Source organism: Corynebacterium sp. NML180780 (assembly GCF_007786415.1).
Classification (GTDB): Bacteria; Actinomycetota; Actinomycetes; order Mycobacteriales; family Mycobacteriaceae; genus Corynebacterium; species Corynebacterium gottingense.
This window is the reverse complement of the sequence record NZ_VNKN01000002.1, coordinates 49,359-69,931: the sequence shown is the minus strand read 5'-3', so window position 1 is coordinate 69,931 and position 20,573 is coordinate 49,359. Positions and strand designations below refer to the sequence as shown.

Below are 20,573 nucleotides of genomic sequence, written 5' to 3'. Positions count from 1 at the left end.
GGCGAACGCTTATCGACGCCACCTCGCCCCACGCGAACGAACACCACGATAGACCAAGCTGTCTAAATTGGCAACGTTATGCTTCCGTGTCGTGCCCCGCGGCCTCAATCGCGCTCCAGATCTGCGCCGCGACCTCGTGCTTGGTGCCGTCCTCAATCGTGGCGACCCCGCCGTCGCGCGACAGCAACCACCCCGAGTTCCGGGCTTGTCCAAACACCTTGCCGCCCGAGACGTCGTTGACCATCAGGAGGTCCGCACCCTTGCGTGCCAGCTTTGCCTTGCCATACTCCAGCGCGTTATCTGTCTCAGCCGCGAACCCCATAATCGCCGCCGTCGTCTCCCCGTTGTCACGCATGTCAACGAGCCCACGCAGAATGTCCGGGTTTTCTACCAGCTCGATGCGCTCTAGCGACGCATCCGCCTGTCCCTTCTTCAGCTTCGAGGTCGCCTCGTGCGCCGGGCGATAGTCCGCCACGGCGGCGGCCATGATCACCACATCCGCCTCGGGAGCACGCGAGCGCATCTCGCGCTCCATGTCGCGGGTCGAGGTCACCCGTACCACGTCTGCACCAGCCGGGGTCTCCAGCGCCTCCGTGTTTCCCGCAACCACAGTGACCTGCGCCCCCTTGTGCGCGGCAATATCGGCCAGCGCAAAGCCCTGGCGCCCGGAGGACCGATTGCCCACGTACCGGACCGGGTCGATGTTTTCTTGCGTGCCCCCGGCGCTGACCAGCACGCGCTTGCCCTCCAGCGGGCGGCCCAGCGGCCCGGTCGTGGCGACCGTGCGCGCGAGCTCCGCAATCGCCTGAGGCTCGAGCAACCGGCCGGGGCCAGAGTCCTTCCCGGTCAGCCGCCCGTGCGCGGGCTCCAGGACCGTCACCCCGCGGCTGCGTAGCGATGCCACGTTCGCTTGCGTGGCAGCGTTGTGCCACATCTCCGTGTGCATCGCCGGTGCCACGACGACGGGGCACGTGGCCACGAGCACCGTCGCGGTCAGGAGGTCGTCTGCGCGCCCCCCTGCAATGCGCGCGATCACGTCCGCCGTCGCCGGGGCCACCACAATCAGGTCAGCCTCCTGACCAATGCGAACGTGCTGCACCTCATCGACACGCTCGAAAACACCGGTGTCCACCGGGTGTCCGGACAGCGCCTCGAACGTGGCGGCGCCGACGAATTTGAGCGCGTTGGCGGTCGGGACCACGCGGACGTCATCCCCCGCCTCTTTGAAGTCTCTGATCAGGTGGCAGGCTTTGTATGCGGCGATACCGCCGGCGACGCCGACGACTACGTTGCGTTGACTCATGGTGGCCTAGTCTACGCAAACGGCACCACCCGCAAGCCCAATGCAGGCTTACTCGGTGGTGCCGATTCGATGTCTCAGGCGACGCGGTGCCGCCGAGGCGTTACTGGCCCTCTTCGTGCTCGAGGAGACCAGCCTGGATCTCACGCAGCGCGATGGACAGCGGCTTCTCCCCCGCTTCCGGGGTGACCAGCGGGCCGACGAACTCAAATACGCCGTCCTCGGAATCCTGGTAGAAGCTGTTGATCTGGCGTGCGCGCTTCGCGGCGAAGATAACCAGTGCGTACTTGGACGACACCTTGGTCAGCAGCTCATCAATCGGAGGCGCAGTAATGCCTTCGGGTGCGTCGTAGGACTTGTCCTCGGTAGCTTCCGGGGCTGCCTGCGACGGTTCCTCAGTAATCTTGCTCACTAAAAACCTACTCGCTTGTGTTGTTGTTCGATGTGTTCATCAGGATGCTGGCAATTGCCGCGACGGCCGAATCCACGTCATCGTTGACCACAACGCTATCAAACTCATCCTGAGCGTTGAGCTCTTCACGAGCCGTGGTGAGACGACGCTGAATCACGTCCTCGGTCTCGGTGCCACGCCCGGACAGGCGCTGCACCAGAATCTCCCACGACGGCGGGGCAAGGAACACTGTTCTTGCCTCCGGCATCAACTGCTTGATGTTGCGAGCCCCGGCGAGGTCAACCTCCACGAGCACGGGGCGACCGGCCGAGAGGGCCTCACGGACCGGACCGGACGGGGTGCCGGAACGCTGCAGGCCGCCGTGAATGTCGGCCCACTCCAGCATCTCCCCCGCGTCAATCCGGCGCTGGAAGTCATCAGCGCTGACGAAGAAGTAGTCCTCCCCGTCGACCTCGCCCGGGCGGGGTGCCCGGGTGGTCATAGAGACGGAGAAATAAAGATCCGGGACGTCGCTGACAAGCCGCCGCACCACTGTCGATTTCCCTACAGCGGAGGGCCCGGCCAGGACGACCAGGCTCCCACGCGGCGCTGTCTCAGCCATCTCTAGTCCTCGGAGAAGCCGAAGCGTTCCAGCAGGGCGCGACGCTGACGCTCGCCCAGGCCGCGCAGACGGCGGGTCTGTGCGATTTCCAGCTCTTCCATGATCTCGCGGGCCTTGACCTTGCCCACCTTCGGCATCGCCTCGAGCAGTGCGGAGACCTTGGTCTTGCCGATGATCTCGTCGGACTCAGCCTTGTCCAGCACGTCCTTGAGGTCGGTGTCGCCGCGCTTCAGCGAAGCCTTCAGCTCTGCGCGCTGCTTACGTGCCTCTGCCGCCTTGGCAAGTGCTGCCTTACGCTGCTCATCAGTCAACTGTGGAAGTGCCACTGGTTCCTCCATGTGTGTAGTAGTACGTATCGGTCCAGTTCTACCGAAACCGTCAAGCCGAGTCCACCACACGAATCCACAGGGCCGTTCAACAGCCCGAATGCCATCCGTGCAACTCTCAGTTCTGGCTAAGTGTAGCACTGGGTCAGATCCTCCGCGCCGACGCGCGCCGGGGAGCGTGCCCCGGCCACCGCACCGCAACCGCGGCCCGATGCGTCAAACGATTTAACCACGTCAACGCGTTGACGGAACTAAACTACCAGGGTTTTTGCCCAAAAGCGCAAACGACCCCGGCAAAGCTCCTATTTTGCCAGCTCACCGGCCCGGCCGCGAAGTTTCCCCACGTCAGGGCCAGCACTGAGCACGGACCGCGAGACGTTCGGAAACACCAGCCGCGCCTGCGCGCCGGCGATGCGCGCCACGTCATTCATCGTGGCACCCTGCGCGCCCACCCCGGGCATAAGCACCGGCGCGTTGAGGCGCTCGAGCAGGGGCGGCTTGCCGACGGTCGCGCCCACCACGACCCCGACGTGACCGACGCCGGATTCGGCATCGCCGTTGTACGCCGCGCACCCGTCGACCATGTACTGGGCGATCGTGCGGTCGTCGATAAGCGAGCTCTGGAACGCCTCCGCCTCCGGGTTTGAGTTCGCGGCCATGATGAACACGCCCTTGCCGTGCTCGCCGGCCAACTCGATGGCGGGCTCCAGCGAGCCGACGCCGAGGTATGGCGTCAGCGTGACCGCGTCGGCCTCCAGCGGAGCGCCCGGCTCCAGCCAGGCGGCCGCGTAGCCGGCCATGGTCGAGCCGATGTCGCCGCGCTTCGCATCCGCCACCGAGAGGGTGCCGCGCTCGCGCAGTGACGCCAGCGTCTCCTCCAGGACCGCAAAGCCGCGCGCGCCGAAGCGCTCAAAGAACGCGACCTGCGGCTTCACCAAGGCGACGTGCCCGGCGAACGCCTCGACGCAGATCTCCGCGAAGCGGCGCAAGCCGTCGACGGAATCTGGGAGGCCCCACTGCTTAAGCAGCGCGGCGTGCGGGTCGATGCCGACGCACAGCCGACCGTGGCGCTCGCCCGCGGCGACGAGACGTCCGCCGAACCCGGGCTGCGGGGCGCTACTCGGCATCGGCGCTCGCCTCTTCCTTGGCTGCGTGCTCGAGCTCCTGCAGGCTCATCACGGTGATCTCGTTGTCCCGGATCGCCTCGATGCCCTGCACGGCCGCGGTCACGCCCTGCACCGTGGTCATGATCGGCACGCCAGCGACGACGGCCGCCGCGCGGATGTCGTACCCGTCGTGGCGGGCGCCGGAGGAACCGGCCGGGGTGTTGAGGATCAGGTCGATCTCGCCGTCGTTAATGCGGTCCACAATCGAGGTCCCCTCGCCGCCCTCGCGCACCTCGGAGGCCTTCTGGGCGACCTCGCACTCGATGCCGTTGCGGCGCAGCATCTGGGCGGTGCCGGCCGTAGCCACCACCTTGAAGCCCATGGTGTACAGGCGCTGGATCGGGAAGATGAGGGTGCGCTTGTCGCGGTTGGCCACCGAGACGAAGACAGTCCCCTCGGTGGGCAAGGCGCCAAACGCTGCGGTCTCCGCCTTCGCGTACGCCACGCCGAAGGACGGGGCAAGGCCCATCACCTCGCCCGTGGACTTCATCTCCGGGCCAAGGATGGTATCCAGCAGCGAGCCGTCTGGGCGACGGAAGCGCGTGAACGGGAGGACCGCCTCCTTCACCGCGATCGGGTGCTCCAGCGGGAGGGAGCCGCCGTCGTAGTCCGACGGGATCAGGCCCTCCTCGCGCAGCTGCGCGATGGAGGCGCCCATCATGATGCGCGACGCGGCCTTGGCCAGGTGCACGCCCGTCGCCTTCGACACGAACGGGACGGTGCGCGAGGCGCGCGGGTTTGCCTCGATGACGTAGAGGATGTCGTCCTTCAGCGCGAACTGCACGTTCATCAGGCCCTTGACGCCGATCCCGTGCGCCAGCGCCTCCGCGGAGCGGCGCACCTTGGCAATGTCGTCCGGGCCGAGTGTCATCGGCGGCAGCGCGCAACCGGAGTCGCCGGAGTGGATGCCCGCCTCCTCGATGTGCTCCATGACGCCGCCGAGGTAGACCTCGTCGCCGTCGCACAGCACGTCCACGTCGATCTCGATCGCGGAGTCCAGGAAGCGGTCCACCAGCACCGGGTGGTCCGGCGACAGCTCGGTGGCGCGCTCAATGTAGTCGTGCAGGCTCGCCTCGTCGTAGACGATCTCCATGCCGCGGCCGCCCAGCACGTAGGAGGGGCGTACGAGCACCGGGTAGCCGATACCGTTGGCCACCTCGCGGGCCTCATCGAAGGACGTTGCGGTGCCGTAGGCCGGTGCCGGCAGGTTCGCTGCGGTAAGCACGTCGCCGAACTCGCCGCGGTCCTCCGCCAGGTCGATGGCTTCCGGGCTGGTGCCCACGACGGGCACACCGGCGTCGGCAAGCCTCTGCGCCAGGCCCAGCGGGGTCTGGCCGCCGAGCTGGACAATCACGCCAGCCACCGTGCCGGACGCCTGCTCGGCGCGGTAGATCTCCATGACGTCCTCGAACGTCAGCGGCTCGAAGTAGAGGCGGTCTGCGGTGTCGTAGTCGGTGGAGACGGTCTCCGGGTTGCAGTTGACCATCACCGTCTCGTAGCCAATGCGCGACAGCTCAAGGGCCGCGTGCACGCACGAGTAGTCGAACTCAATGCCCTGGCCGATGCGGTTGGGGCCGGAACCGAGGATGATGACCTTCTCGCGGCCGGTCTCGGCGACTTCGGACTCCGCGTTCGGGTCCATCTCGTAGGCCGAGTAGTGATACGGCGTCTGCGCCTCGAACTCACCCGCGCAGGTGTCCACCGTCTTGAACACGGGGTGGATGCCCAGCGACCAGCGCAGGGAGCGCACGCCGTCCTCGCCGGCCAGCTCCGGGCGCAGCGCGGCGATCTGGGCGTCGGACAGCCCGTACGTTTTGGCCTCGCGGAGGAGGTCGGCGTCGAGCACGGGGGCGTCGGCAAGCGTGCTCCTGAAGTCCACAAGCGCCTGCAGCTCGGCGAGGAACCAGGGGTCGATACCGCTGGCCTCGTGCACGAGCTCGATCGACGCGCCGAGGCGCAGGGCCAGCTCGACGTCGTACATGCGCTTGTCCGTCGGCGTCTTCAGATCATCCAGCACGGCGTTGAGGTCCTGCTCGCGGCCTTCCGCGAAGTACTCGTCGGGCCTGGTCCAGAAACCGTTCGGCTTGTCCTCCATCGAGCGCATGACCTTGTTCAGGCTCTGGATGTAGTTGCGGCCAATGCCCATGGCCTCGCCGACCGCCTTCATGGAGGTACCGAGGGTGTCGTCGCTGCCCGGGAACTTCTCAAAGGCAAAGCGCGGCATCTTGGCAATAACGTAGTCCAGGGTCGGCTCGAACGCCGCCGGGGTCTCGCCGGTGATGTCGTTGGTGATCTCGTCGAGGGTGTAGCCGATGGCCAGCAGCGAGGCGATCTTTGCAATCGGGAAGCCAGTGGCTTTCGACGCCAGTGCGGACGAGCGCGAGACGCGCGGGTTCATCTCGATGGTGATGATGCGGCCATCGTCCGGGTTGACCGCGAACTGAATGTTGCAGCCGCCGGTGTCCACGCCGACCTCGCGGATGATCGCGATACCCTGGTCGCGCATGGTCTGGTACTCGCGATCGGTGAGCGTCAGCGCGGGCGCCACGGTGACGGAGTCGCCGGTGTGCACGCCGAGCGCGTCAACGTTTTCGATGGACGCGATGACCACGACGTTGTCGTCGCCGTCGCGCATGAGCTCCAGCTCGTACTCCTTCCAGCCGAGGATGGATTCCTCGATGAGCACGTTGGCCTCCGGGCTGGCCTCTAGGCCGCCACCGGCGATGCGGTCCAGGTCCTCCATGGAAAACGCCAGGCCGGAGCCGAGTCCACCCATGGTGAAGGACGGGCGCACGACGACGGGCAGTCCCAGCTCGGCGACGGTCTCGTGGACCTCGTCCATGTTGAAGCAGACTCGGGAGCGCGCAGACTCGCCGCCGATTTTGGCAACGATGTCCTTGAACTTCTGGCGGTCTTCGCCGCGCTCGATGGCGTCAATATTTGCGCCGATGAGCTCCACGCCGTGCTTGGCCAGGATGCCCTGGCGGTCCAGCTGGATCGCAGCGTTGAGGGCGGTCTGGCCGCCGAGGGTTGCCAGGATGGCGTCCACCGGGTTGCCCTGCTCGGCCTCGCGGGCGAGGATCTTGTCAATGTATTCGGGCTCGATCGGCTCGACGTAGGTGTGGTCGGCGAACTCCGGGTCGGTCATGATGGTGGCCGGGTTGGAGTTGATGAGGGTCACGCGCAGACCCTCCTCCTTGAGCACGCGGCACGCCTGGGTACCCGAGTAGTCAAACTCGCAGGCTTGACCGATGACGATTGGCCCGGAACCGATAACCAGGACGTGGTTGATGTCGTTGCGTTTCATCGTGAATTCTCCCTTGTGTTTCCCGGTTCCTGGTTACTGTGCGTTCGGGCTGTGCTGCTGCATGAGCTCGATGAACTGATCAAACAGCGGGTTCGCGTCGTGCGGTCCGGCGGCAGACTCCGGGTGGAACTGCACCGAGTACGCCATGCCGTTTTCCAGCGCGACGCCCTCCACGGTGTCGTCGTTCAGGCAGGTGTGCGACACCACGGCCGGGCCGAAGTCGGTGTCGAACTTCTCGCCCACGCCAACGCCGTCCGGCGCCTTCAGCGCGAAGCCGTGGTTCTGCGAGGTGATGTCGATCTTGCCGGTCAGGTGGTTCTTCACCGGCACGTTGATGCCGCGGTGGCCGAACTTCATCTTGAAGGTCTCCAGCCCCAGCGCGCGGCCGAGGATCTGGTTGCCAAAGCAGATGCCAAACAGCGGCAGCTTCTGTTCGAGGACCTTGCGGGTGATGTCCACCATCTCATCGGCGGTCGCCGGGTCGCCCGGACCGTTGGAGATGAATACGCCATCCGGGTTGTACTGAGTGATCTCCTCAAAGGGAGTGTTCGCAGGCACGACGATGGTCTCCACCCCGCGCTTGGCCAGGTGGTTCGGGGTCGCCGTCTTCACGCCCATGTCGTACGCCACGACGGTGAAGCGCTTCTCCCCTTGCGCCTTGACCGTATACGGCTCGTCCGCGCTGACCTCGGCGGACAGGTCGGCTCCAGCCATGCTCGGCTGCTCGTTCACCAGCGCCACAAGCTTATCGACGCTCTGTGCGGCGTCCTCCCCCACAAAAATGCCAGCCGGAATGGAACCAAAATTCCGCAGGTGGCGCACCACGGAGCGGGTGTCAATGCCGCTGATGCCCACGATGCCCTGGTTGCGCATCTCCTCTTCCAGCGAACGCTCCGCGCGCCAGCTAGAGACCCGCTTGGACAGGTCGCGGATGATCAGGCCGGCGACCCAGATGCGGTTGCCGCGGGACTCATTGTCCTCGTCGTTCCAGCCGGTATTGCCAATCTGCGGTGCCGTCATCACGACGATCTGGCGGTGGTAGGACGGGTCCGTCATGGTCTCCTGGTAGCCGCTCATGCCAGTGGTGAAGACGGCTTCGCCGTACACCGGCTCGCTCGTCGCGGAGTCCTGCGAGTCGCAATCAGCCGAGACGGCGCCAAAGGCGGTTCCGCGGTAGACGTTGCCGTCTCCGAGCACGAGTGCCGCAGGGATTCGAGATTCAGTCATGGTGGTTCCTTACTTCGTGCTGGTTGTGGTGTCGCTTGGGGTGGCGCGGTAGGTCACCTCGCCGCGCAGCAGCGTCAGTGCCACGCTAGTGGAAAACTCGGTGCCTTCGTAGGGCGTGTTCGAGGCCTTCGAGCGGAGCTCGTCGCCGTGTACGGTCCACGCGGCACCCGGGTCCACGAGCACCAGGTTGGCTGGCTCGCCCTCCGCAATCGGCCGGCCCTGGTCGGCCAGGCGCAGGATCTCCGCGGGGCGCTCGCTCATTACCTTGGCCACGAAGCGCCAATCTGCCAGGCCGGATTCGACGAAGACCTTGGCAATGATGGCCAGCGAGGTCTCCAGCCCGAGCATGCCCGGCTTCGCGTGTTCGAACTCCACGCACTTGTCCTCGGAGCCGTGCGGCGCGTGGTCAGTGGCCACGACGTCCACGGTGCCGTCGAGCAGCGCGTCGCGCAGCGCGACCGTGTCGCGGGACTCGCGAAGCGGCGGGTTGACGCGGAAGACGCCGTCGTAGGTTTCCAGCTTCTCGTCCGTGAGGAGCAGGTGGTGCGGGGTAACCTCGGCGCTTACCGCGATGCCCTGGGACTTCGCCCACCGCAGCAGTTCCACGGTGCCCTCGGTCGAGGCGTGGCAGATGTGCAGGCGCCCGCCGTAGTCGCGCGTCATGATCACGTCGCGTGCCACCACCGATTCCTCGGCGACGCGCGGCCAGCCGCCCAAACCGAGTCGTGCGGCCACCTCGCCCTCGTGCGCGACCGAGTCCGCGGTCATGCGGTGGTCCTCGGCGTGCTGAGCAAGCAGGACGTCATACGCTTTCGCGTACTCCACCGCGCGGCGCATCACCTGCGGGTTGTTGACGCACTTTCCGTCGTCGGAAAACATCCGCACGTGGCCGCGGCTCATCAGGCCGATCTCGCTGAGCTGCTCACCTTGAAGCCCCTGCGTGATCGCGCCAACAGGGTACACGTCGCACTTCCCGTAGGCCTGGCCCTTTTCCCACACGGCGTCAGCCAAAAACGGCTGATCAATCACCGGGCTAGTGTTCGCCATGGTGAACACGGCGGTGAACCCACCCTTCGCTGCGGCGTCAGAGCCGGTGGCGATGGTCTCGGTGTCCTCGCGGCCCGGCTCGCGCAAGTGGACGTGCATGTCCACCAGGCCCGGCAGAAGCACCTTCCCTTTCGCGTCGATGACCTCGGCGTCCTTGACGCTCTCGGCGTCGTTGACGTCGAGTTCGGTGCCGATGGCGGTGATCACGCCACCGTCGATAAGCACCTGCACCTCGTCCTCGCCGTACGGGCGCACGTTCTTCAACAGAATCTTTGCCATTTACTTTTCCTCTCCCGCAAGCAGCGTAAACAGCACGGCCATGCGCGTGTAGACACCGTTGGTTACCTGCTGCAACACCGCCGTGTTCTGGCGCTCCGCAACAGCAAAATTGATTTCCATTCCGCGCAACATCGGGCCCGGGTGCATGATGATCGCGCCGTCCTTCATGCGGTCCGCACGAGCCGCGCTCAGCCCGTACAGCGAGGCGTACTCGCGGTGCGAGGGGAAGAAGCCGCCGTGCATGCGCTCGGCCTGCACGCGGAGCATCATTACCACGTCCGCGTCCGCAATCTCCGCGTCCAAGTCGTAAGCCACGCGCGCTGGCCAGTGCTCGACCCCGGTGGGCAGCAGGGTTGGCGGCGCGACCAGCACGACCTCCGCGCCGAGCAGCGTGAGCAGGTCAACGTTGGAGCGGACCACGCGCGAGTGCACGATGTCGCCCACGATGACCACCTTGCGCCCGGCGATCTCGCCGATGCGCTGGCGCATGGTCACCGCGTCCAGCAGGGCCTGGGTCGGGTGCTGGTGTTTGCCGTCGCCGGCGTTAATGATGCTGGTCTCCGGCAGCCACTGCGTAAGCAGCTTCGCGGCACCGGATGCGGAGTGTCGCATGATGATGGCATCGGCGCCGACCGACTGCACCGTGAGCGCCGTGTCTTTGAGGGACTCGCCCTTCTTCACCGAGGAGCTGGAAGCGGAAATGTTGATCACGTCCGCGCTCATCCACTTACCCGCGGTCTCGAACGAGGAACGCGTGCGAGTGGAGTTCTCATAAAACAGGGTGAAGATGGTGCGCCCACGAAGTGTGGGCAACTTCTTGATGTCGCGGCCGTCCAGGGCTTCCTTGAAACGGTCGGCCTCATCCATGATCGCGATGGCGTCGTCGCGGGTGAGATCCGCGATGTCAACGAGGTGTTTCATGTTACTTCGCCTCTCCTTCGGCGGCCGGTGCGGTCCGGCTCAGCGTGACCGCGTCGCGGGCATCAATCGGCGTGAGCGTGACGGTCACGTCCTCCGTGAGCGCGGTCGGAATGTTCTTGCCCACGTAGTCGGCGCGGATGGGCAGCTGCCTGTGCCCCCGGTCCACCAGCACCGCGAGCTGGATCGCGGCCGGGCGGCCAATGTCGCGCAGCGAGTCGAGCGCTGCCCGGATGGTGCGGCCGGAATAGAGGACGTCGTCCACGAGGATCACCGTCGCGCCGTCAAGCGGCGCGGGGATGCTTGTGGGGCGCAGCGCGCGGTGCGGCTTGTCGCGCAGGTCGTCCCTGTATAGGGTCACGTCGAGACTTCCAACGGGGACCTCTACGCCAGAGAATTCCTCGACGGACGCGGCGATCCGCTGCGCCAACGGCACGCCCCCGGAGGGGATGCCAAGGAGCAATACTGGCGACGCCGTTGCGTCGCTCGCCTCTGACTTCAGCGCCGAATCCAGCGCCGTCTTTTCAATGATCTGGTGCGCGATGCGTGCGATTGTGCGCGCGACGTCGTCTGCAGTCAGCAGCTCTACGGTCGCGCGGTTGTCTTCACTCATCATGCCTCCTTCCCCGCCTCACAGTGCGGAATTTAAAGGATGCTTGTCTGGTGCATGCAATATTCACAATGTGCCGTCTTCTCAGATACCCCTGGGCGCGTCAGCGCCTAGGGTGGAGACTGACACTCAGTCTAGCACCAGATCCGCACACACAGGCACGGAGCAGCGACCATGGGAATCACCGCAGAGCACACCGTCCCCGCACCCCGCCTCGAGGTGTGGAATTGGCACGCGCGCCCGGGGGCGGTCACCCGGCTCACCCCGCCGTTTCTGCCCATGACAGTGGCGTCCGAGGCCGCATCGCTTCGCTCCGGAACCACCGTCTTTGCCCTCCCCGCAGGCCAGCGGTGGGTGGCGCAGCACCAACACTCCGGGTACGAGTTCGCCCACTCGTTTGAGGATGTCGCCGCCAACCAGCCGGTGCGCGCACTGACCAAATGGCGCCACCGTCACACGTTCCGGGACTCAGTCGAGGACGCTGGAAGCACAGTGCTTCTCGACGCCGTGTCTACCCCCACCCCCGCCCCGCTGCTCACCCCGGCGTTTGCCTACCGCCAGCGGCAGCTGGTCGGCGACATCGCCTTCGCGCAGTCGCTGCCTGCTTCGGCGCCCCTCGTCATCGCCCTCACCGGCTCGAGCGGGCTGGTGGGTACCCACCTCCACACGCAACTGACCACCCTGGGCCACACCGTCATCCCGCTGGTCCGCCACACCGCCGGCCCCGGCGAGCGCCAGTGGGACCCGGACAACCCGCACCCCGACCTGCTCGAGGGGGTCGACGCGGTGATCCACCCGGCGGGCGAATCGATCATGGGCCGCTTCACCGATGCGAAGAAGCGCCGGATCTGGGACTCGCGCGTCGCGCCGACGCGGAAGCTCGCCGCACTCGCCGCGGAGTCGGGCGTGCGCACGTTCATCTCCGCCTCCGCCGTCGGGTACTACGGCACCGAGGCGGGCGGCTCCCCTCACACCGAGGACGCCCCCGTTGGCACCGGCTTCCTCGCCGAGGTCTGCCAGGCGTGGGAAGAGGCGGCCCGCGTAGAGGGGCTGCGCACTGTGCAGATCCGCACCGGTCTCGCACTGTCTGGAGCGGGCGGACTCCTTCCCGTGCTCAAGGCGAGCGTTTCGGCGGGGCTCGGCGCCCGATTTGGCAGCGGCGAGTTCTGGCTGTCCTGGGTGAGCCTCGACGACCTCACGGACACCTACGTTCGCGCGCTCCTGGATCACACGGTGTCTGGACCGGTGAACGCGACGGCCGCGCAGCCCGTCACAAACGCGGAGATGTCCGCCACCCTCGCGGAGGTCCTCCGGCGCCCCGACGTCCTGCCCATCCCGACCTTCGGACCAAAGCTACTGCTCGGCTCGGAGGGAGCCGACGAGCTTGCGCTCGCGGACCAGCGGGTGGACGCGGCGGTCGCTCGCCAATGCGGCTGGGTGCAGCGCTACCCCACGCTGCGCTCCGCGCTGGACCACGAGCTGGGACGCGAGGACCTCCTCGAGGCGTAGGCGCTACCAGGTACAGTCGTGCGTGTGACTAACAACGAACACGCACCCGACCAGACCGGCGGAGAGGCGACGATCCCGCCCACGCCGGACGAAGACACCGTTGCCAAGGTCAACGCCGACGCGCAGGCGGACCCCGCCAACCAGCTGCACCCCGTGACCATTGAAGCGGTGGAGGAGATCTTCAAGGCGGAAAACCTGGAGTACCGCGTAGAAAACGGCACCCTGCTGTCCGGATTCGTCAACGCCGCGATCGTCGTGGCGATCGACCAGGATCACCTGGTGTTCGAATCCCTGTGGCGCGGCGAGATCCCCAAGGACATGGCCTCCCACATCCTGCTCGCCACCAACGAGCACAACCAGACCCACTTCGCCCCCACGCTCCGCTTCTTCGAGCAGGGCGAGGACCACATTGCGATCAGCGCGGTGCGCTCGATGGACATTACCCACGGCGCGTCGCACAACCAGCTCGGCGCGTTCATCATGAGCTCCATCGACGTCGTGCTGCAGGCGTTCGATTTCCTGGCCACCTCGTTCCCGACCCTGGTTACATGGGAGGACCCGCACAATGAGCACTAAAGACACACAAACCTACACCTCGCTCGTAACCATTGATCGCATCGCCGATGCGATGAGCGCGCACGGTGTCACGATCGAACCCGACGCCAGCGGCCGCGCCGCGGTGGCCAACCTCAACGGGTTCAACGTCCTCTTCGTCCTGCTGGACTCCGTGGCGATCATCCGCGCGGATGCGTCGACCGAGACCCCGGCGGACAGCCCCGACCCCACGGTTTATCTCGCCGCGAACCAGGTGAACTCGACCTTCCTCGACGCACGCGCGCTCGTGGTCAACAAGGCCGACACGCTCATCGTGCGCACCGAATCGGAGACCCAGGTCGCAGCCGGCATGACCGACGAACAGCTGCAAAGCGCGCTCAAGCTGAGTATCGACGGCGTCTTGCAGGCCCAGGACGCCATGCGCGCGCTTGTCGACGAAATGACGCAGGCCCGCGAGAACCGCGACTAGGACTCGGCGAGGCGCTTGAGTTCCTCGTCCTTGTCAAAGGTGGCTTCCGGCCACGTGAGGTCGAGGGACGCGAGGGCGTCGACAAGCAAGGTTTTGACCACGGCACGGCAATACTTCTTGTTGTCGGAGGGGATGCAGTACCAGGGGGCCTCATCCGTCGAGGTCCTGGTCAGCGCGATTTGGTAGGCGGCCATGTACTGCGACCACAATCTGCGGTCATCAATATCGCCCGGGTTGTACTTCCAGTGCTTGTCCGCCCGCTCGATGCGGTCTTTCAAGTTTTCCGCCTGGAAATCGCGGGAAATGTGCGGCATCACCTTGATGATCTTGGTGCCGCGGGCGGCCGCCTCCCTTTCAAAGTCCACGATCGCGCCGTAGCGGCGCTCGATTTCCTCCGGCGGCGCCATCTGCTTCACGCGCTGCACCAGCACGTCCTCGTAGTGTGAACGGTCGAAAACGCTGACCCCGCCCGGCTCGGGCAGGTGCGGGTAGAAACGCCAGAGGAAGTCGTGCTCTGCCTCCTCCTCGGTCGGCTTGCCAAACGCCTGAATGTGGACGCCCTGGGGATCCATTGTCTGCCCCACCACGTGCCGGATGAGGCCGCCCTTGCCGGACGTGTCCATTCCTTGCAACACCAAGAGGACCGAACCGGCGTCCTCGTTTCCCGCGCGGCCGTTGGCAAAGAGCAGCTTGTGCAGCTCGCTCAGCTCATCGTCGTACGCGTTGAACGCGTCGTCCACGTCGGACACGCCGGGGGTGGCGGCCGGGTCGACATCGTCGAGTTGAAAGTTGGGCCCGACCATGAACGACTTCGCGTCTTCGATCGTCACCTTGGACATGGTTCCTCCTGTGTTGCTCCCCTACGGTGCTGTATCTGTCAACGCAGGATACAGCGAAAGGTGCCCGCCTTTCGGCGAACACCTTTACGTTCTTCCACGTTCTTCCACGTTCTTCTCGTTGCTGCCTAGTTTTCCAGCTTCTCGGCGACAGCGGAGCGCGATTCGGGCGGGACCGCGGCGCCGGCGACGACAGCGGTGACGGCGCGCTGCGCATCATCGGCAGACGTTGCCTCCTGCTCGCCGACACCAGCTTCCTCGGTACCCTCGGCGCCCTCAGCGCCCACAGCATCCTCAGTGTCGTCGGCGAACGGTGCCTCCGGGGCGCCGCGCTGCGCGATACCGTCGAGCACGACGTTGATGTACGGCGACGCCGCCGCACCGGAGTACTCCGCCGCCATCTCCACGCCTTCCTTAATGGAAATCGGCGCGTCAACGTCCTCGTTGTACATGATCTCCCACGCACAGACGCGGAGGATCTGCCGATCCACGGCTGGCAAGCGGAAGAGCTCCCAGTCATCCACCAGGTAGCGCTCAATGGCATCGTCCAGGTCGTCGAGCTGCTCGGCGGCTCCGGAGATGATCTGGCGGGTGTAGTCCGCCACCGGCGCCACCGAGTTCTGTGGGTTTCGGGACAGCTCCGCCCGGTCTTCTACAATTTCCACCGGATCCACGTCGCGCGTTTCGGCCTCAAAGAGGATGTCCACCGCGCGGCGGCGGGCGCGGTAGCGCGCCCCGTGGCGTTTGTAGTCAGGCATTAGTTGCTCACGCGAGAGAGGTACTCACCCGTGCGAGTGTCCACCTTGACCACGTTGCCGGTCTCCAGGAACAGCGGAACCTGGATCTCAGCACCGGTCTCCAGCGTCGCCGGCTTGGTGCCGCCGGAGGAGCGGTCACCCTGCAGGCCCGGCTCGGTGTGCTCGACCTTGAGGTCGACGGAGATCGGCAGCTCGGCGAACAGCGCCTCACCCTCGTGGAAAGAAACCTGCACGCGCATGTTCTCCAGCAGGAAGCGTGCCGCGTCGCCGAACTTGTCAGCGGGCAGCTCGAACTGCTCGAAGGTCTTGTCGTCCATGACGACATAGCTCGTGCCGTCGTTGTACAGGTAGGTCATGTCGCGGCGGTCCACGGTCGCGGTCTCGACCTTCACACCGGCATTCCAGGTCTTGTCAACGGTCTTGCCGGTGACAACGTCCTTGAGCTTCGTGCGCACGAATGCGGGGCCCTTACCCGGCTTGACGTGCTGGAACTCAATGATCTGCTGGAGCTTGCCCTCGTTCTTGAGTACGAGGCCGTTCTTGAAATCGGCGGTAGTTGCCACGTGAAACCTTTCTTCTGGCGTGCCACAAAGCGTGGCTCAACGATGTTGAGACAGTGCGTTCAACAGTGTGCAAACACAACAATGCTACAGCACTGTCAAGTCCTTGGGGAACTTCGTGATCACCTTCGGCGTGCCGGAGGTAATGAACAGGGTGTCCTCGATCCTCACACCGCCGCGCCCCGGAACGTAAATCCCCGGCTCAATGGTCAACGTCATCCCTTCCTGCAGCGTACCTTTGCCGGTCTTCGCTGCGTACGGCGCCTCGTGGACGTTCAGGCCCACGCCGTGCCCGGTGGAGTGGACAAAGTACTCGCCGTACCCGGCAGCCTCGATCACGTCGCGGCAGGCGGCATCCACGTCGACCAGCTTCGCCCCCGGTACCGCCGCGCGAACGCCGGCGAGCTGGGACTGCAGGGTGACCTCGTAGATCTCGCGCAGGAAATCGTTCGGCTCCCCCAGCGCGAACGTGCGCGTCATGTCGGAGTTGAAGCCGAGTCGGAACATGCCGTAATCAATGGTGACCAGGTCGCCCGTTTCCAGCGTCCGCTCGCCTGCGCCGTGGTGCGGCTTGGCAGAGTTCGGCCCGGAGGCGACGATGGTGTCAAAGCTGGGGCGCTCCGCACCGAGTTTGCGCATACGGTATTCCAGGTCCGCGGCGACGTCGCGTTCGGAGCGCCCGGGGGCGAGCTCGTCGGCGTCGATAAGCTGCTCGAGCGCCTGCGTGGCCAAATCGGCCGCCTCCTCGAGTCTGGTCAGCTCGAGCTGGTCCTTGAGCAGGCGGATCTCCTCGACCGCGCCACTGACGGGCACCAGCGTAACGCCCTCCGGGCAGGCCTTGCGCAGCGCTTCCAGCTCGGAGACGCTGACGTAGTCGGCCTCGAAGCCCACGCGGTGGCCGTCCACCACTCCCGCCAGCAGCTCGGTGGCCACCTTGCGGGTGATCGTTGCCGGGACGTCAGGGACCTCTTCCGAAATCTGCGTGGCGTAGCGGCCATCTGTCGCCACCTTCGCGGTACGGTCCTTGGACACCAGCAGGGCGCCGTTGGAGCCGGTAAAGCCGGAGAAGTAGCGCACGTGGATCAGGTGGGTCAGCAACATGTCGTCGATCCGCTGCGCCGCCAGGCTCGAGGCCAGCTTGCGGCGCCGGGTTTCAAAACGAGTATCTGCCAGTGACATTCTTTCCTCCTGACGCGAGTTGTACGTGAAAGTTCTACTCTACGTTGTTGGCAAAATATTCGAGGGCGAGCAGATAGCCCTGCGTGCCAAGCCCTACGATTACACCGCGCGCGATCGGCGACAGGTACGAGTGGTGGCGGAACTCCTCCCTCGCGTGCACGTTGGAAATGTGCAGCTCAATGAACCCGCGATGGTCCGTCAGCTCCACGAGCGCATCGCGCAGCGCCACCGAGGTGTGCGTCCACCCGCCCGGGTTGATGATGACGGGCCAGCGTTTGTCTGCAGCCTCGTGGACCCAGTCCAGCATCTCGCCCTCTTGGTTGGTCTGGCGCACCTCGACCTCCACACCGAGCTCGGCTGCGCGATCGTGCAGCCGCTTCTCGACGTCCCCCAGCGTCTCACTCCCGTACACCTCCGGCTGCCGCTTGCCGAGCCGGTTGAGGTTCGGGCCATTGAGCACAAGAATTTTCACAGTTACGCCTCCTGGGTGGGTTGGGAAATTGCGTCATACGCCGCGCGCATCTCCTCGACGGTTGCATCCTCGAGCCGCGTGCACGAGCCGAGGGCGTTGAGCACCACGAAGCGGATGCGGCCGTCGCGGTTCTTCTTGTCGTGCGTCATCGCCTCGTATAGCTCGTCGAAGGCGCCCGGTTCGTACGTCGTGGGCAGGCCGACAAGGGTGAGGATCTCGCGGTGGAGGTCCAGCAGGGTGGCGTCGATAAGCCCGCGCTCGTGCGCGAGGTGCGCCGCAAACATCATGCCGACACCGACCGCGTTGCCGTGGCGCCAGGTGTATTGCTCGCGACGCTCGATAGCGTGGCCGAGCGTGTGCCCGTAGTTGAGGATTTCGCGCAGCCCGGATTCGGTGAGGTCGCGGCTGACCACGGCCGCCTTGACGGCGACGGAGCGGCGCACCAGCTCCTCCCAATTCCACTCACCGCGGGCGCTGCCGTCGCGGTAGAGGTCGAGGATCTTCGGGTCCGCGATAAAACCGGTCTTGACCAACTCGGCGGAGCCGGACACGATCTCCTCCTCCGGCAGCGTAAAGATCCGCTCGAGGTCAATGAACACGGAGTCCGGCTCATGGAACGCGCCGACCAGATTCTTCCCTACCTCGGTGTTCATGCCGGTCTTGCCGCCCACAGCGGCGTCCACCATCGCGAGCAGCGTGGTCGGAACCTGGATGACCTTGATGCCGCGCATCCACGTCGCGGCGACGAAACCCGCAATGTCTGTTGCCGCGCCGCCGCCGAGGCCGATCACCGCATCCTGGCGCGAGAAGCCGCTCGTACCCAGGAGGTCCCACAGCGTGCTTGCCGTGTCCAGGGACTTGCCCGCCTCCGCGTCCGGGATCTCCGCCATCACCGGCTGAACGCCCACGGCCTCGAGGTCGCCCGCGATGCCACGCGCCACCGCCTTGAGCGCAGCCTGGTGCACGATCGCCACCTTGCGCGCCCCAATCTCTTTGGCGCGAGGCGCGACCTGATCAGTAATGCGGTGCGCGATGTTGATGGTGTACGGCGAAGGCCCGGTGACCTCGACGTGTGCCATAGTGTGCTCCTTTGTGGACGGGTGCGACTGTGGTCCGATTCTTCCCCAGAATGCCCTCGTGCGCCTGCTCCGGCACGCGCTTGTCCGCGCCTACTCCTCCGAGGACTCGATGATCCCCAGAATCTCCGCGACCACACGCTGTGGGGGGCGCTGGTCCGTGCGAACGCGGTAGTCCGCAACCTCGCGGTAGAACGGCTCGCGGGTAGCCAGGAGGTCGCGGTAGTGCTGCGCTGGGTCGTCCGCGTTGAGGACTGGACGCGACGTCTCGTTCGCGGTCCTGCGGATGCCCTCCTCCGCACTCACGTCGATCCACACCACCGTGTGGCGCTGCAGCAGCTGGCGCGTCGAGGCGGTGAGGATTGCCCCTCCGCCCAGGCTCACTACGCCGCCGGTCGCGAGAGCGCGTGCAACGCACCCTGCCTCGATCTCACGGAAGCGCTCCTCACCGACCTCGGAGAAGATTTCCCCGCAGGCTTTGCCCTCGGATTGCTCGATGAGCAGATCAGAGTCCACGATCGGCAGGTTCAGGGCGCTGGCAATCCGGCGCCCGATCGTCGATTTTCCGGCGCCCGGCGGGCCGACCAGCACGATCCTGGGGACGGACGCAACGACGGAGGCCTGCGCAGTGGGCTGGGAATCCGGCGAGGTATCCAGCTCGGGGGTGGTCGCTTCGTCGCGCTCCTGCGCTGACTCAGTGAACGTCATTGGCGTTGCCTTCCTTCTTCTCTCCTGCTGCCTCATGCACCGCGCCGTCTGCAAAATTGAGGCGGCGGCGCACGTCTTCGTTGTACGCGTCGATGTTGCGCTTCGTCTCCTCAAGGCCGTCGCCGCCGAACTTTTCCAGCACCGCGCGCGCAAGCACGAGCGCCACCATGGCCTCGGCGACCACGCCACCGGCGGGGACCGCGCACACGTCGGAGCGCTGGTGAATGCCCGTCGCGGCCTCGCCCGTGGACATGTCGACCGTCTGCAGGGCTCGGGGGACGGTGGAGATCGGCTTCATCGCCGCACGCACGCGCAGCTGCTCGCCATTGGTCATGCCGCCCTCCAAGCCGCCCGCGCGGTTGGTCAGACGGTGCACGCCGTCCTCGTCGCGCACCATTTCGTCGTGGGCCTCGGAGCCGCGACGACGGGCTTCCTCGAAGCCGTCGCCAATCTCCACGCCCTTGACCGACTGGATCCCCATGAGCGCGGCAGCGAGCTGCGAGTCCAGGCGGTGGTCACCAGAAATGTGGGACCCGAGCCCGATGGGCAGTCCATCCACGATGACCTCGACGATGCCACCTAGGGTGTCGCCGGACTTCTTGGCCGCCTCGATGCAGGACACCATGTCCTCTTCGGCCTCCTTGGAGTACGCGCGCACCGGGGACGCATCAATCGCATCAGTGTCCGCGTACGTGGGCGCGGGGCCTGCGTACGGCGCAGACTCGCCGATCGAGATCACGTGCGAGAACACTTCGACGCCCAACGTTTCGCGCAGCAGCGAGCGCGCGACAGTCGCCGCAGCGACGCGTGCCGCGGTCTCGCGGGCGGAGGAGCGCTCCAGGACCGGCCGAGCGGAATCGAACCCATACTTGAGCATGCCGGCAAAGTCTGCGTGGCCCGGGCGCGGGCGAGTCAGGCGCGCCCCGCGCCCGGACGACATCGCCTTTGCCACCTCGTCGTCTTCCATGTCCAGTGGGTGCGGCGACATGATCGTCGTCCACTTCGCCCACTCGGAATTGCCAATTTGAATAGCGATTGGGCTACCGAGCGTTCTGCCGTGCAAAATGCCTGTGAGCAGCGTCAGCTCGTCTGCTTCAAACTTCATGCGCGCGCCACGGCCGTATCCAAGTCGGCGGCGGGCGAGGTGGTGCCCGATCTCCTCCTGGGTCACCGACACTCCGGCGGGCATATTTTCAATGAGCGCAATCAGCGCTTGTCCATGGGATTCCCCAGCGGTAGTCCAACGAAGCATGAAGGC

The 20,573-nt window shown here is 65.8% G+C and carries 21 protein-coding genes; 3 read left to right on the top strand and 18 right to left on the bottom strand.

Features of this window, described 5'->3' with window-relative positions; all coding sequences use genetic code 11:
- Positions 1-76: 76 nt before the first annotated feature.
- The 10 genes from coaBC to pyrR all read right to left on the bottom strand — a co-directional run bounded on the left by coaBC (position 77) and on the right by pyrR (position 11,196).
- Positions 77-1,303: a bifunctional phosphopantothenoylcysteine decarboxylase/phosphopantothenate--cysteine ligase CoaBC gene (gene coaBC / locus FPP74_RS01525; protein ID WP_095536195.1), complete on the bottom strand. Its 1,227-nt coding sequence runs from the start codon at positions 1,301-1,303 to the stop codon at positions 77-79.
- A gap of 100 nt (positions 1,304-1,403) precedes the next feature.
- Entirely contained in the window at positions 1,404-1,703 is a 300-nt protein-coding gene (rpoZ, locus tag FPP74_RS01520; protein ID WP_144717015.1) for a DNA-directed RNA polymerase subunit omega, read from the bottom strand.
- A gap of 16 nt (positions 1,704-1,719) precedes the next feature.
- Complete coding sequence (gene gmk, locus FPP74_RS01515; RefSeq protein WP_095553735.1) at positions 1,720-2,313, bottom strand: guanylate kinase; 594 nt, start codon at positions 2,311-2,313, stop codon at positions 1,720-1,722.
- 2 nt (positions 2,314-2,315) lie between these two features.
- On the bottom strand, positions 2,316-2,639 hold the full coding sequence (mihF, locus tag FPP74_RS01510; protein WP_095276401.1) for an integration host factor, actinobacterial type: 324 nt from the start codon (positions 2,637-2,639) through the stop codon (positions 2,316-2,318).
- 302 nt (positions 2,640-2,941) lie between these two features.
- On the bottom strand, positions 2,942-3,766 hold the full coding sequence (gene pyrF / locus FPP74_RS01505) for an orotidine-5'-phosphate decarboxylase (RefSeq protein WP_144716936.1): 825 nt from the start codon (positions 3,764-3,766) through the stop codon (positions 2,942-2,944).
- A complete protein-coding gene (gene carB, locus FPP74_RS01500) occupies positions 3,756-7,112 on the bottom strand; it encodes a carbamoyl-phosphate synthase large subunit (RefSeq protein WP_095548161.1) in 3,357 nt (1,118 codons plus the stop codon). The genes pyrF and carB overlap by 11 nt, the downstream gene beginning before the upstream one ends.
- 33 nt (positions 7,113-7,145) lie before the next feature.
- Complete coding sequence (carA, locus tag FPP74_RS01495) at positions 7,146-8,339, bottom strand: glutamine-hydrolyzing carbamoyl-phosphate synthase small subunit (RefSeq protein WP_095536630.1); 1,194 nt, start codon at positions 8,337-8,339, stop codon at positions 7,146-7,148.
- Between the two features lie 9 nt (positions 8,340-8,348).
- A complete protein-coding gene (locus FPP74_RS01490; RefSeq protein WP_095553738.1) occupies positions 8,349-9,665 on the bottom strand; it encodes a dihydroorotase in 1,317 nt (438 codons plus the stop codon).
- Positions 9,666-10,586, bottom strand: coding sequence for an aspartate carbamoyltransferase catalytic subunit (locus tag FPP74_RS01485; RefSeq protein WP_095276387.1), 921 nt, complete (start codon positions 10,584-10,586; stop codon positions 9,666-9,668).
- Between the two features lies 1 nt (position 10,587).
- Positions 10,588-11,196: a bifunctional pyr operon transcriptional regulator/uracil phosphoribosyltransferase PyrR gene (pyrR, locus tag FPP74_RS01480; RefSeq protein WP_095553740.1), complete on the bottom strand. Its 609-nt coding sequence runs from the start codon at positions 11,194-11,196 to the stop codon at positions 10,588-10,590.
- 171 nt (positions 11,197-11,367) lie between these two features.
- Here pyrR and FPP74_RS01475 point away from each other — a divergent pair, with 171 nt between their 5' ends.
- The 3 genes from FPP74_RS01475 to FPP74_RS01465 are packed head-to-tail and all read left to right on the top strand — an operon-like array spanning position 11,368 to position 13,726.
- Positions 11,368-12,702: a TIGR01777 family oxidoreductase gene (locus tag FPP74_RS01475; RefSeq protein WP_144716934.1), complete on the top strand. Its 1,335-nt coding sequence runs from the start codon at positions 11,368-11,370 to the stop codon at positions 12,700-12,702.
- Positions 12,703-12,726: 24 nt separating this feature from the next.
- Positions 12,727-13,278 (top strand): YbjN domain-containing protein, encoded by a 552-nt coding sequence (locus FPP74_RS01470; RefSeq protein WP_233125449.1) that lies wholly within the window; start codon positions 12,727-12,729, stop codon positions 13,276-13,278.
- The gene (locus tag FPP74_RS01465) at positions 13,268-13,726 is read left to right on the top strand and encodes a YbjN domain-containing protein (RefSeq protein WP_095536635.1); all 459 of its coding nucleotides are present in this window, start codon (positions 13,268-13,270) and stop codon (positions 13,724-13,726) included. Before FPP74_RS01470 ends, FPP74_RS01465 begins: the two co-directional genes overlap by 11 nt.
- On the opposite strand, the gene FPP74_RS01460 is transcribed toward FPP74_RS01465, so the two are convergent.
- From FPP74_RS01460 to aroC, 8 genes are all read right to left on the bottom strand, one after another.
- A complete protein-coding gene (locus FPP74_RS01460) occupies positions 13,723-14,565 on the bottom strand; it encodes a PPK2 family polyphosphate kinase (protein WP_144716932.1) in 843 nt (280 codons plus the stop codon). The genes FPP74_RS01465 and FPP74_RS01460 overlap by 4 nt on opposite strands.
- 125 nt (positions 14,566-14,690) lie before the next feature.
- Positions 14,691-15,320, bottom strand: a complete 630-nt coding sequence (nusB, locus tag FPP74_RS01455) for a transcription antitermination factor NusB (protein ID WP_095536637.1) — start codon at positions 15,318-15,320, stop codon at positions 14,691-14,693.
- Positions 15,320-15,883 (bottom strand): elongation factor P, encoded by a 564-nt coding sequence (gene efp / locus FPP74_RS01450; protein WP_095276375.1) that lies wholly within the window; start codon positions 15,881-15,883, stop codon positions 15,320-15,322. The genes nusB and efp overlap by 1 nt, the downstream gene beginning before the upstream one ends.
- A gap of 84 nt (positions 15,884-15,967) precedes the next feature.
- Entirely contained in the window at positions 15,968-17,059 is a 1,092-nt protein-coding gene (locus FPP74_RS01445; RefSeq protein WP_144716930.1) for an aminopeptidase P family protein, read from the bottom strand.
- Positions 17,060-17,093: 34 nt separating this feature from the next.
- On the bottom strand, positions 17,094-17,531 hold the full coding sequence (gene aroQ / locus FPP74_RS01440) for a type II 3-dehydroquinate dehydratase (RefSeq protein ID WP_095276369.1): 438 nt from the start codon (positions 17,529-17,531) through the stop codon (positions 17,094-17,096).
- A 2-nt stretch (positions 17,532-17,533) separates the two neighbouring features.
- Positions 17,534-18,610 (bottom strand): 3-dehydroquinate synthase, encoded by a 1,077-nt coding sequence (aroB, locus tag FPP74_RS01435; RefSeq protein WP_144716928.1) that lies wholly within the window; start codon positions 18,608-18,610, stop codon positions 17,534-17,536.
- Between the two features lie 90 nt (positions 18,611-18,700).
- A complete protein-coding gene (locus FPP74_RS01430) occupies positions 18,701-19,315 on the bottom strand; it encodes a shikimate kinase (RefSeq protein WP_095536641.1) in 615 nt (204 codons plus the stop codon).
- Positions 19,302-20,567, bottom strand: coding sequence for a chorismate synthase (gene aroC, locus FPP74_RS01425; protein ID WP_144716926.1), 1,266 nt, complete (start codon positions 20,565-20,567; stop codon positions 19,302-19,304). Before aroC ends, FPP74_RS01430 begins: the two co-directional genes overlap by 14 nt.
- Between the last annotated feature and the right edge of the window lie 6 nt (positions 20,568-20,573).